The 11886-nt window shown below is 61.2% G+C and carries 6 protein-coding genes, 2 tRNA genes and 3 rRNA genes (1 of these 11 only partly in view); 3 read left to right on the forward strand and 8 right to left on the reverse strand.

From position 1 onward, the window contains the following. Nucleotides 1–30 precede the first annotated feature (30 nt). Both tkt and IPK65_00605 read right to left on the reverse strand, forming a co-directional pair. Nucleotides 31–2025: a transketolase gene (gene tkt, locus IPK65_00600; protein MBK8161687.1), complete on the reverse strand. Its 1995-nt coding sequence runs from the start codon at nucleotides 2023–2025 to the stop codon at nucleotides 31–33. Nucleotides 2026–2542: 517 nt separating this feature from the next. Continuing rightward, nucleotides 2543–3100 (reverse strand): thioredoxin family protein, encoded by a 558-nt coding sequence (locus tag IPK65_00605; GenBank protein MBK8161688.1) that lies wholly within the window; start codon nucleotides 3098–3100, stop codon nucleotides 2543–2545. A 366-nt stretch (nucleotides 3101–3466) separates the two neighbouring features. On the opposite strand from IPK65_00605, the gene IPK65_00610 reads away from it, so the two are divergent. The 3 genes from IPK65_00610 (at nucleotide 3467) to metF (ending at nucleotide 7104) form a co-directional block, all read left to right on the forward strand. Beyond that, on the forward strand, nucleotides 3467–4651 hold the full coding sequence (locus IPK65_00610; GenBank protein MBK8161689.1) for a methionine adenosyltransferase: 1185 nt from the start codon (nucleotides 3467–3469) through the stop codon (nucleotides 4649–4651). A gap of 39 nt (nucleotides 4652–4690) precedes the next feature. After that, nucleotides 4691–6109 carry an adenosylhomocysteinase gene (locus tag IPK65_00615; GenBank protein ID MBK8161690.1) on the forward strand — a complete coding sequence of 473 codons (1419 nt, stop codon included), beginning with the start codon at nucleotides 4691–4693 and terminating at the stop codon, nucleotides 6107–6109. Nucleotides 6110–6225: 116 nt separating this feature from the next. Continuing rightward, entirely contained in the window at nucleotides 6226–7104 is an 879-nt protein-coding gene (metF, locus tag IPK65_00620; GenBank protein ID MBK8161691.1) for a methylenetetrahydrofolate reductase [NAD(P)H], read from the forward strand. A 201-nt stretch (nucleotides 7105–7305) separates the two neighbouring features. Here metF and IPK65_00625 read toward each other — a convergent pair whose 3' ends face one another. The 6 genes from IPK65_00625 to IPK65_00650 form a co-directional block, all read right to left on the reverse strand. Continuing rightward, nucleotides 7306–7977, reverse strand: a complete 672-nt coding sequence (locus tag IPK65_00625) for an SDR family oxidoreductase (protein ID MBK8161692.1) — start codon at nucleotides 7975–7977, stop codon at nucleotides 7306–7308. A 192-nt stretch (nucleotides 7978–8169) separates the two neighbouring features. Beyond that, nucleotides 8170–8285 (reverse strand): 5S ribosomal RNA (gene rrf / locus IPK65_00630). A gap of 127 nt (nucleotides 8286–8412) precedes the next feature. After that, nucleotides 8413–11297 (reverse strand): 23S ribosomal RNA (locus IPK65_00635). A gap of 223 nt (nucleotides 11298–11520) precedes the next feature. Next, nucleotides 11521–11596: transfer RNA gene (locus tag IPK65_00640), tRNA-Ala, on the reverse strand. An 84-nt stretch (nucleotides 11597–11680) separates the two neighbouring features. Then, a tRNA-Ile gene (locus IPK65_00645) sits at nucleotides 11681–11757 on the reverse strand. 81 nt (nucleotides 11758–11838) lie between these two features. Then, nucleotides 11839–11886 (reverse strand): 16S ribosomal RNA (locus tag IPK65_00650) (it continues 1499 nt past the right edge of the window). The 16S, 23S and 5S rRNA genes sit together here with 2 tRNA genes alongside, the layout of an rRNA operon.

Raw genomic sequence — 11886 nt, forward strand, 5'->3', positions numbered from 1 at the left:
TCTCTCCTCGCAAGGCTGATTTGAAATCTGTCAGAGCACGGCCTCGACGGCCTTCACGACGTTCTCCACTGTGAAGCCGAACTCCTTGAAGAGCGCGCCGGCGGGGGCCGATTCACCGAAGCGGTCGAGACCGACGACGGCGCCGTCCAGGCCGACATATTTGCGCCAGTAATCGGTGACGCCGGCCTCGACCGCAACGCGCGCGCGGCAGGCACCGGGCAGCACGGACTCGCGATAGGCCTTGTCCTGCCTGTCGAAGGCGTCGGCGGACGGCATCGACACCACACGCACCCGGCGGCCCTTGGCGTTCAGCTGTTCGGCGGCCTTCACCGCCAGATCGATCTCGGAACCGGTGGCGATGATGATCGCCTCGGGGGCGCCCTTGCTGTCGCGCAGCACATAGCCGCCGCGGGCGACGTTGGCCAGCTGGGCGGCATCACGCGCCTGGTGCGGCAGGTTCTGGCGCGAGAAGATCAGGCTGGTCGGGCCCCGGGTGTTTTCCACCGCCGCCTTCCAGGCCACCGCGGTCTCGACCGTGTCGCACGGGCGCCAGACGCTCATATTGGGCATCATGCGCAGCGTCGCGGTCTGCTCCACAGGCTGGTGGGTCGGGCCGTCCTCGCCCAGACCGATCGAGTCGTGGGTATAGACGAAGATGGAGCGCTGCTTCATCAGCGCGGCCATGCGCAGGGCGTTACGCGCGTATTCGGAGAACATCAGGAAGGTGCCGCCGAACGGGAGCAGGCCGCCGTGCAGGGCGACGCCGTTCATGATGGCGGACATGCCGAACTCGCGCACACCGTAGGAGATGTAGTTGCCGTCGGCGACGGTATTGTTGATCGCCTTGCACTCCGGCCAGTTGGTCAGGTTGGAGCCGGTCAGGTCAGCGGAGCCGCCGAGGAACTCCGGCAGCACCTTGGCCAGCGCGGTAATCGCCATCTGCGAGGCCTTGCGCGTGGCCGGGCTCTCGCCCTTCTCGGCGCAGGCCTTGATGTAGGCCTGCGTGTGCTGTTCCCAGTTGGCGGGCAGCCTGCCGCTCATGCGGCGCTCGAATTCGGCGGCCAGCGCAGGATGGGCGGCCTTGTAGGCCTTGAATTTCTCGTTCCACGCCTGCTCGGCGGCGACCCCTTTCTCCTTGCCGTCCCAGCCGGCGTAGATTTCCTGCGGGATCTCGAACGGGGCATGCTTCCAGCCGAGGTTTTCACGCGTGGCCTTGATCTCGTCCTCACCCAGCGGCGCGCCGTGGCAGTCGTGGCTGCCGCACAGGTTGGGGGCGCCGTAGCCGATCACGGTCTTGCAGCAGATCATCGACGGCCGGTTGTTGACCGACTTCGCCTCGTGGATCGCCTTCTCCACCGCGGCGGCGTCATGCCCGTCGACGTCGCGCACCACGTGCCAGCCGTAGGCCTCGAAGCGCTTGGCGACGTCCTCGCTGAACCAGTTCTCGACATGGCCGTCGATGGAGATGCCGTTGTCGTCCCAGAACGCGACCAGCTTGCCCAGTCCGAGCGTTCCGGCGAGCGAGCAGGCCTCATGCGAGATGCCTTCCATCAGGCAGCCGTCGCCGAGGAACACCCAGGTATAGTGGTCCACGATGTGATGGCCGGACTGGTTGAACTGCGCGGCGAGCGTGCGCTCGGCCAGCGCCATGCCCACGGCGTTGGTGATGCCCTGTCCGAGCGGGCCGGTGGTGGTCTCGATGCCGGGCGCGTAGCCGTATTCCGGATGACCCGGGGTCTTCGAATGCAGCTGGCGGAAGTTCTTCAGCTCTTCCATCGGCAGGTCGTAGCCGCTCAGGTGCAGCAGGGAATACAGCAACATGGAGCCGTGTCCGTTGGACAACACGAAGCGGTCGCGGTCCCACCAGTTCGGGTTGGACGGATTGTGCTTGAGAAAGCCGTTCCACAGCACCTCGGCGATGTCCGCCATGCCCATGGGCGCGCCCGGGTGTCCTGATTTGGCCTTTTGCACGGCGTCCATGCTGAGCGCGCGGATCGCATTTGCTAATTCTCTGCGGGATGGCATTTCTGTCTCCTAAAATTTAGCTGTTTCAAACAATCAACGTTCCGAGTATGTAAACCGGTGTCTCGAAGCCCGCTGCGACAGACAGTACCCGGCCTCCCGCGTGGACGGTCCGGCCTCCCGAGGGAGTCCGCCCCCGAGGTCCGATCCAGTCCGGATAAACGCTGGGACCCTGCATCTGTGCCACTTACGCACCGTCGCGCCGTCGTGGCTGGGTGGCGCATGAGGGGCGGGCCGTCGGGGTTCACTCCGGCAGGCAACCGCGCCATTTCCTGGGTGATGCCTTGCAAGACCCGCCGGAGCGACCGAACGTTACCGCGGCCGTCCGCCACCACCCCTCCGCCCGTCCGCTGCCTGATCGCTCGACCAGACGGGTAATTTTTATGTGCCGACTATAGCAAGAACCGCATATTTTCGCCTAGGCTCATGATCCCATCAATAAAAATCTGGGCCCGTGGGCCAGAGTGTGGCATCCGCCTCCTGTAGTCAATATCCCGGCGCCGGCGATCAGGGCCCGTGCTTATACCGATCCACGCCATTTGATCGAGCAACCCATGCCCGGGATCTGTTCGCGCGGGCCCTGGCCGGTCAGCGCGACCTGCTTCATGGCCTCGAACAGGTCCCGGCGGGCGTCCGGGGCCGCGTCCTTGCGGCTGGCGTCCAGGCGGCCCCGGTACTGCAGCTCCAGGGCCGCGTTATAGCCGAAGAAATCGGGGGTACAGACCGCGCCGTAAGCGCGCGCGACCGCCTGGCTCTCGTCCCACAGGTAGGGAAACGGAAAATCGAACTCCCGTGCGATCTGACGCATATTGTCGAAGCTGTCCTCCGGGTACTCGGCGGGATCGTTCGACATGATGGCGACACTGCCGATGCCGTATTCCCGCAGCTCGCGGGCATCGCGCACGATGCGCTCGCGGATGGCCTTGACGTAGGGGCAGTGATTGCAGATAAACATCACCAGCAGGCCCTTGGGACCGCGGCAATCGGCCGGGGCCCACACCCGGCCGTCGACGCCGGGCAGGGAAAACGCCGGGGCGGGCAGGCCGAAATCACATACAGGGGTTTCCAGACGCACCATGGCTCCTCCATCAGCGGCCCGCACCATGACGGACCGCATCGTTGCATCCCGTTTCTTCGAGAAAAGAGCGCCATTATAGCGGGTCCGGCGCGGCTTGCGATGGGGGCGCCGCGCCGGGCCGCCGCGCCGCTTGACCTAAGGATTCTTGCGCGGGGAAACCGGGGAATTGCGGGGGATTTTCGCTAGCCATGGACAGGCAAGACGGCTAATATATGGCGAAATTTGACATGCAGTTAGGCACGAGATTCTGTCAGTTCCTACCCAGTGGACGGCGGGAAGTAAAGATACGTCTTGGCCGTACCAAATTCAGATCGCCTTAGCGAGGCTGTGCCAGTCAGCGTTTTTATTCACGAAGAAGAGGAACCCATGTCTAAATCATACCTGTTCACCTCCGAATCTGTCTCCGAGGGCCACCCCGACAAGGTGGCGGATCAGATCTCGGATGCGATCCTCGATGCAATCTTCGCGCAGGACCCGCGCTCGCGCGTGGCCGCCGAGACCCTGGTCAACACCGGGCTGGTGGTGCTGGCCGGCGAGATCACGACCAATGCCTACGTCGACTACATCGAGGTCACGCGCGACACCATCAAGCGCATCGGCTACGACAACACCGAGTACGGCATGGACTACAGGGGCTGCGCGGTGCTCGTCGCCTACGACAAGCAGAGCAACGACATCGCCCAGGGCGTGGACCAGGCGAGCGACGACTACCTCAACATGGGCGCCGGCGACCAGGGCCTGATGTTCGGTTATGCCTGCGACGAGACGCCCGAGCTGATGCCGGCGCCGATCTACTACGCGCACCGCCTGGTCGAGCGCCAGGCGCAGCTGCGCAAGAGCGGCAAGCTGCCCTTCCTGCGTCCGGACGCCAAGAGCCAGGTCACGCTGCGTTACGTCGACGGCAAGCCGCACAGCATTGATACCGTGGTGCTGTCGACCCAGCACAGCCCCGACCAGAGCGAGACACAGACGAAGATGAAAGCCAGCTTCGTCGAGGCGGTGATCGAGGAGATCATCAAGCCGGTGCTGCCGAAGGAGTGGCTGAAGGACACCAAATACCTGATCAACCCGACCGGCCGCTTCGTGGTCGGCGGTCCGCACGGCGACTGCGGCCTGACCGGGCGCAAGATCATCGTCGACACCTACGGCGGCGCCTGCCCGCACGGCGGCGGCGCCTTCTCGGGCAAGGACCCGAGCAAGGTCGACCGCTCGGCCGCCTATGCCGCGCGGTATGTGGCCAAGAACGTGGTCGCCGCGGGGCTGGCCAAGCAGTGCCAGATCCAGGTGGCCTACGCGATCGGCGTCGCCCGCCCGATGAACATCACGATCAACACCCACGGCACCGGCACCATCGCCGACGACAGGATCGCCGCCCTGGTCGCCGAACATTTCGACCTGCGACCCAAGGGCATCATCCAGATGCTGGACCTGCTGCGGCCGATCTACTGCAACAGCGCCGCCTACGGGCACTTCGGTCGTGAAGTGCCCGGGTTCAGCTGGGAAAAGACGGACAAGGCAGCCGCGCTGCGCGATGCCGCCGGCAAGCGCTAAGCGCGCGCGAACCGCCAATCAACCATCAAGGGATACCGAATGAGCACACAATCCGCCAAGAACCTCACGCCCGATTACAAAGTCGCCGACATGGCGCTCGCCGACTGGGGCCGCAAGGAGATCGCGATCGCCGAGACCGAGATGCCCGGCCTGATGTCGATCCGCAACAAATACCGCAAGGAGCAGCCGCTCAAGGGCGCGCGCATCGCCGGCAGCCTGCACATGACAATCCAGACCGCCGTGCTGATCGAGACGCTGGCCGATCTCGGCGCCGAGATCCGCTGGGCGTCCTGCAATATCTTCTCGACCCAGGACCACGCCGCCGCCGCGATCGCCGCGCGCGGCATCCCGGTATACGCCTACAAGGGCGAGAGCCTGGAGGAATATTGGGACTTCACCCACCGCATCATGATGTGGCATGACGGCGGCACGCCGAACATGATCCTCGACGACGGCGGTGACGCCACCCTGCTCGCGATCCTGGGCTCGAAGGCCGAGAAGGACGCCAGCGTGCTGAACAATCCCGGCAGCGAGGAGGAACAGGTGCTGTTCGCCTCCATCCGCGCCCAGATGGCCAAGACGCCCGGCTTCTACAGCCGCATCAAGGGCAACATCCGCGGCGTCACCGAGGAGACGACCACCGGTGTTCAGCGGCTCTACCAGATGGAGGCGAAGGGCGATCTGCCGTTCCCGGCCATCAACGTCAACAACTCGGTCACCAAGTCCAAGTTTGACAATCTGTACGGCTGCCGCGAGTCGCTCGTCGACGGCATCAAGCGCGCCACTGATGTCATGATCGCCGGCAAGATCTGCATGGTGCTCGGCTACGGCGACGTGGGCAAGGGCTGCGCGCAGTCGCTGCGCGGGCTCGGCGCCACCGTGTGGGTGACCGAGATCGATCCGATCTGCGCGCTGCAGGCGGCGATGGAAGGGTATCGCGTGGTCACCATGGACGAGGCCGCCTCCCAGGCCGACATCTTCGTCACCGCCACCGGCAATTTCCAGGTCATCACCCACGACCACATGAAGGCGATGAAGGACCAGGCCATCGTGTGCAACATCGGGCACTTCGACAACGAGATCGACGTTGCCGGGGTGAAGAAGTACACCTGGGAAAATATCAAGCCGCAGGTCGACCACATCATCTTCCCCGACGGCAAGCGCATCATCCTGCTCGCCGAGGGGCGCCTGGTGAACCTGGGCTGCGCGACCGGCCATCCGAGCTTCGTCATGTCCAACTCGTTCACCAACCAGGTGCTGGCGCAGATCGAGCTGTTCTGCCATGGCAAGAAGTACGACAAGAAGGTCTACGTGCTGCCGAAGAAACTCGACGAGGAAGTCGCCCGCCTGCACCTGCAGAAGATCGGCGCCCGGCTCACCACCCTGACCAAGCAGCAGGCCGAGTACATCAGCGTGCCGGTCGAAGGGCCGTACAAGCCGGAGATTTACAGATACTAGTGAGGCGATAGGCGTGAGGAGTGAGGCGTGAAAAAATCTGTAACCCGGGTTTCCGCCTCACGCCTAGCTCCTCACGCCTCACCTTTTCATTCTTCAGCGCACGGCTCGCATACTAGATGAAGTCCCAACTGACTTACCCCAAGGCCTACAGCTTCGAGTTCTTTCCGGCCAAGACGGCGGAGGGTGAGGAAAAGCTGCGCGCGGTCAGCCTGAAGCTGGCTGCGCTCGATCCCTGCTTCTTCTCCGTCACGTTCGGGGCCGGCGGCTCGACGCGCGATCGCACGCGCGATACGGTGGTGGACATCAAGCAGCGCACCGGCATCGACGTGGCGCCGCACCTGTCCTGCATCGGCTCCAGCCGCACCAGCATCCGCGAGATCCTGCAGAGCTACATCGACAGCGGCATCCGCCACCTGGTCGCGCTGCGCGGCGACATGCCGTCCGGCATGCGCGAGGCGGGCGAGTTCCGCTACGCCAACGAGCTGGTGGAGTTCGTGCGCGCCGAGACCGGCAGCCATTTCTTCATCGAGGTCGCCGCCTATCCGGAGGTGCATCCACAGGCCGCATCGGCGCGCACCGACCTGCTGAACTTCAAGCGCAAGGTGGAGGCCGGCGCGGATTCGGCCTTGACCCAGTATTTCTACAACGCCGACGCCTATTTCCGCTTCGTCGACGCCTGCGAGGCGGAGGGGCTCGACCTGCCGATCGTGCCTGGCATCATGCCGATTACCAACTACACCCAGCTGGCGCGCTTCTCCGATGCCTGCGGCGCGGAGATCCCGCGCTGGATCCGCAAGCGGCTGGAGGATTTCGGTGAGGACATGGCCTCATTGCGCAACTTCGGCCTCGACGTTACCACCAACCTGTGCCGCAAGCTGCTGGACGGCGGCGCCCCGGGCCTGCACTTCTACACCATGAACCAGGCACAGGCGACGCTCGCGGTCTGGAGCAACCTCGGCCTGGCGACCGGCAAGGCGGAACGCGCCGGAGGGTGAGGCGTGAGGCGTGAGGCGTGAGGCGTGAGGCGTGAGGCGTGAGGCGTGAGGCGTGAGGCGTGAGGCGTGAGGCGTGAGGCGTGAGGCGTGAGGCGTGAGGCGTGAGGCGACTAGAGCATGGCCACTTCATTTTTCATGTCAAGTACGTTGTGAAATGATTTTTTGGTATTTCTCCTCACTCCTAACCCCTAACGCCTCACCCTAATAAGGCACTTCCTTGCCATCGAAGGCGACGAATGCGCCCAGGGGATAGGACTCTATGGAGTCGATCACGCGGGCCATCCCGTCCACCGACTGCGCCACGTCGATCAGCCCGGAGTTATTGGTCATGTCCGTGCGCACCCACCCGGGGTGCAGCGTGATGACGCGCACGCCCCGCGGGGCGAGATCCACCGCCATGGACTTCGAGACGATGACCAGGGCGGCCTTGGCCGCGCGATAGGCATAGCACCCACCGCTGCTGTTGTCTCCCGAAGAACCCATCTTTGAACTCACGTTGGCGATGACGCCGCGCGCCTTGACCAGCCGCGGCAGGAGATACTGCACCACGCGCAGCGGGCCGATGCAGTCGACGTCGAACACCGCCTGCATATCCCGCGGCACGACCTCCTCCAGCGACTGGGCGCCATCCTTCGGGCCGTAGATCCCCGCATTGTTGATCAGCAGGTCGATGCGCTCGGGAAGCATGCCGCCGGTGCGCGGCGCCTCCTCGCGCATGTCCCACATCACACGGTGCAAGCGCTCGTCCTCCAGCGGTTCCAGAGCGCCCATCTCATAGCGATAACAGGCCCACACCTCGTCGCCGCGAGCGAGGTAATGCGTGACGAACCCGAAGCCCAGGCCGCGGTTCGCACCGGTGATGAAGACGTTCATAACCATTCTAATACGCCTTTTCATCCGCGGTGACAAGCGGCGCGGTCCCGGGACAGTACGTAGCACTGTCACCACCGCAGATGGTGTCAGCTACCGACCTCAGGGGTACCCGCAGGAAAACCAGGCGCCGGTGCGGAGCCTGAAAAGAGAAGACCCCTGCAGATCGTTGATCTGCAGGGGTCCTGGATAAAGACCTGGCAGTGTCCTACTTTCGCATGGAGGAACCCCACACTATCATCGGCGCTGAGCAGTTTCACTTCCGAGTTCGGAATGGGATCGGGTGGTTCCTACTCGCTATGGCCGCCAGGAAAACGGTCAGGAAAACCGGGGACGCAGCAATGGCTCAGTCCCCATTTTTCCAAATTCAGAAAGTTGTCATAGGTGCGGGTGTTGCAAGTTACGCCTTACCGACCATACAAACCGCTTGGGTGTTATATGGTCAAGCCTCACGGGCAATTAGTACTGGTTAGCTGCACGCGTCACCGCGCTTCCACACCCAGCCTATCAACGTCCTAGTCTCGGACGGCCCTTTAGGGATATCAAGTATCCAGTGAGACCTAATCTTGGGAGGGGCTTCCCGCTTAGATGCTTTCAGCGGTTATCCCGTCCGCACATAGCTACCCGGCAGTGCCACTGGCGTGACAACCGGAACACCAGAGGTGCGTCCACTCCGGTCCTCTCGTACTAGGAGCAGCTTCCCTCAAGTCTCAAACGCCCACGGCAGATAGGGACCGAACTGTCTCACGACGTTCTAAACCCAGCTCGCGTACCACTTTAAATGGCGAACAGCCATACCCTTGGGACCTGCTACAGCCCCAGGATGTGATGAGCCGACATCGAGGTGCCAAACACCCCCGTCGATATGAACTCTTGGGGGGTATAAGCCTGTTATCCCCGGAGTACCTTTTATCCGTTGAGCGATGGCCCTACCACTAAGAACCACCGGATCACTAAGACCTGCTTTCGCACCTGCTCGACCTGTCCGTCTCGCAGTTAAGCACCCTTATGCCTTTGCACGCATTGCGCGATTTCCGACCGCGCTGAGGGTACCATCGTGCTCCTCCGTTACTCTTTGGGAGGAGACCGCCCCAGTCAAACTACCCACCATACACTGTCTCCGATCCGGATAACGGATCTAGGTTAGAACTCCGAACAAACCAGGGTGGTATTTCAAGGTTGGCTCTGCGCAAACTAGCGTCCACGCTTCATAGCCTCCCACCTATCCTACACAAGGTTATTCAAAGTCCACTGTAAAGTTGTAGTAAAGGTTCACGGGGTCTTTCCGTCTTGCCGCGGGTACACTGCATCTTCACAGCGAATTCAATTTCGCTGAGTCTCGGGTGGAGACAGTGCCGCCATCGTTATGCCATTCGTGCAGGTCGGAACTTACCCGACAAGGAATTTCGCTACCTTAGGACCGTTATAGTTACGGCCGCCGTTTACCGGGGCTTCGATCAAGAGCTTCGCCTTGCGGCTGACCCCATCAATTAACCTTCCGGCACCGGGCAGGCATCACACCCTATACGTCCACTTTCGTGTTTGCAGAGTGCTGTGTTTTAATAAACAGTCGCAGCGGCCTGATTACTGCAACCTCCTTCCGCTCCATGAGCAAGTCACTTCACGTACCGGAGGCACACCTTCTCCCGAAGTTACGGTGCTATTTTGCCTAGTTCCTTCACCCGAGTTCTCTCAAGCGCCTTAGGATTCTCTCCTCACCCACCTGTGTCGGTTTGGGGTACGGTCTTGCATGACCTGAAGCTTAGAGGATTTTCTTGGAAGCATGGCATCAGTCACTTCGCCCCGTAAGGGGCTCGTCATCACGCCTTGGAATTGCACCCCCGGATTTTCCTAGGGGCACTCCCTACACGCTTAAACCGGGACGTCCAACACCCGGCTGACCTAGCCTTCTCCGTCCCCCCATCGCAGTCATGCGAGGTACAGGAATATTAACCTGTTTCCCATCGACTACGCCTTTCGGCCTCGCCTTAGGAGCCGACTCACCCTGCGCCGACGAACGTTGCGCAGGAAACCTTGGGTTTTCGGCGTGCGGGTTTTTCACCCGCATTATCGCTACTCATGTCAGCATTCGCACTTCCGATACCTCCAGCATGCCTTACAGCACACCTTCGCAGGCTTACGGAACGCTCCTCTACCACGCGTATTGCTACGCATCCGCAGCTTCGGTACACAGCTTAGCCCCGTTCAATCTTCCGCGCAGGCCGACTTGACCAGTGAGCTATTACGCTTTCTTTAAAGGATGGCTGCTTCTAAGCCAACCTCCTGGCTGTTTTCGCCTTCCCACATCGTTTCCCACTTAGCTGTTACTTGGGGACCTTAGCTGGCGGTCTGGGTTGTTTCCCTCTTCACGACGGATGTTAGCACCCGCCGTGTGTCTCCCGTGATTGCACTTCCCGGTATTCGAAGTTTGCAATGGTTTGGTACTGCGCGATGCAGCCCTAGCCATAACAGAGCTCTACCCCCGAGAGTGATACACGAGGCGCTACCTCAATAGCTTTCGAGGAGAACCAGCTATCTCCGAGCTTGATTAGCCTTTCACTCCTATCCACAACTCATCCGAATCTTTTTCAACAGATCCCGGTTCGGTCCTCCAGTGGGTGTTACCCCACCTTCAACCTGGCCATGGATAGATCGCCCGGTTTCGGGTCTACTCCCAGCGACTGAACGCCCTATTCAGACTCGCTTTCGCTACGCCTCCCCTATTCGGTTAAGCTTGCCACTGAGAAGTAAGTCGCTGACCCATTATACAAAAGGTACGCCATCACCCCTTGCGGGGCTCTGACAGCTTGTACGCATACGGTTTCAGGTTCTATTTCACTCCCCTCTCCGGGGTTCTTTTCGCCTTTCCCTCACGGTACTGGTTCACTATCGGTCGGCAACGAGTATTTAGCCTTGGAGGGTGGGCCCCCCATATTCAAACAGGATAACACGTGTCCCGTTCTACTCGATTTCATCTGATCACCCGTTTAATGTACGAGGCTATCACTCTCTATGGCGTGACTTTCCAGACACTTCCACTACAGATGACCAGACTTAAGGGCTGCTCCCCGTTCGCTCGCCGCTACTAGGGGAATCTCGGTTGATTTCTTTTCCTCCAGGTACTTAGATGTTTCAGTTCCCTGGGTTAGCTTCAGCACCCTATGGATTCAGGTGCAGATACCGCCGAAGCGGTGGGTTTCCCCATTCGGACATCCCCGGATCAAAGCTTGTTTGCCAGCTCCCCGAGGCTTATCGCAGGCTACTACGTCCTTCATCGCCTGTTGCCGCCAAGGCATCCACCGTATGCGCTTATTCGCTTGACCATATAACCCCAAGCAGTCTGGGATCATAGGCCGGTAAAGCATGTGCATGTGCAACATACCCTTGAACAGGCCATACAGCCTGTTCAGCGCCTTTGACAACTTTCCGAATTGTTAAAGAGCACCGCGCAAACGAACCGCGTGCGCGGAGTAATCCAAAGCGTAAAGTTGAAAGCAAAAGGCGCCGGTCCTGCATCACCCTTAACTTTAAACTTTGCGCTCACACTGGTGGAGCCAGGCGGGATCGAACCGCCGACCTCCTGCTTGCAAAGCAGGCGCTCTCCCAGCTGAGCTATGGCCCCCTGATAACCAAGTGAGGCGTGAGGAGCCAGGTGTGAGGCTGGTAGCACCCCCTCACTCCCTACGCCCAACACCTCGCTGACTATTGGTGGGTCTGGGTGGACTCGAACCACCGACCTCACCCTTATCAGGGGTGCGCTCTAACCACCTGAGCTACAGACCCGTAGCGACAACCCCTCTTGTTCTAACCCGGAAATCAAGCAATTTGTGCGAGCGCTCGCGCAGTGATTCTAACACTTGGATGAAAGGAGGTGATCCAGCCGCACCTTCCGATACGGCTACCTTGTTACGA

Source organism: Gammaproteobacteria bacterium (assembly GCA_016712635.1).
Taxonomy (GTDB): domain Bacteria; phylum Pseudomonadota; class Gammaproteobacteria; order SZUA-140; family SZUA-140; genus JADJWH01.

Bases quoted from the DNA above. Each gene is read 5' to 3' on its own strand.
- tkt (MBK8161687.1), bottom strand. From the start codon at position 2,025: ATGCCATCCCGCAGAGAATTAGCAAATGCGATCCGCGCGCTCAGCATG.
- IPK65_00605 (MBK8161688.1), bottom strand. From the start codon at position 3,100: ATGGTGCGTCTGGAAACCCCTGTATGTGATTTCGGCCTGCCCGCCCCG.
- IPK65_00610 (MBK8161689.1), top strand. From the start codon at position 3,467: ATGTCTAAATCATACCTGTTCACCTCCGAATCTGTCTCCGAGGGCCAC.
- IPK65_00615 (MBK8161690.1), top strand. From the start codon at position 4,691: ATGAGCACACAATCCGCCAAGAACCTCACGCCCGATTACAAAGTCGCC.
- metF (MBK8161691.1), top strand. From the start codon at position 6,226: ATGAAGTCCCAACTGACTTACCCCAAGGCCTACAGCTTCGAGTTCTTT.
- IPK65_00625 (MBK8161692.1), bottom strand. From the start codon at position 7,977: ATGAACGTCTTCATCACCGGTGCGAACCGCGGCCTGGGCTTCGGGTTC.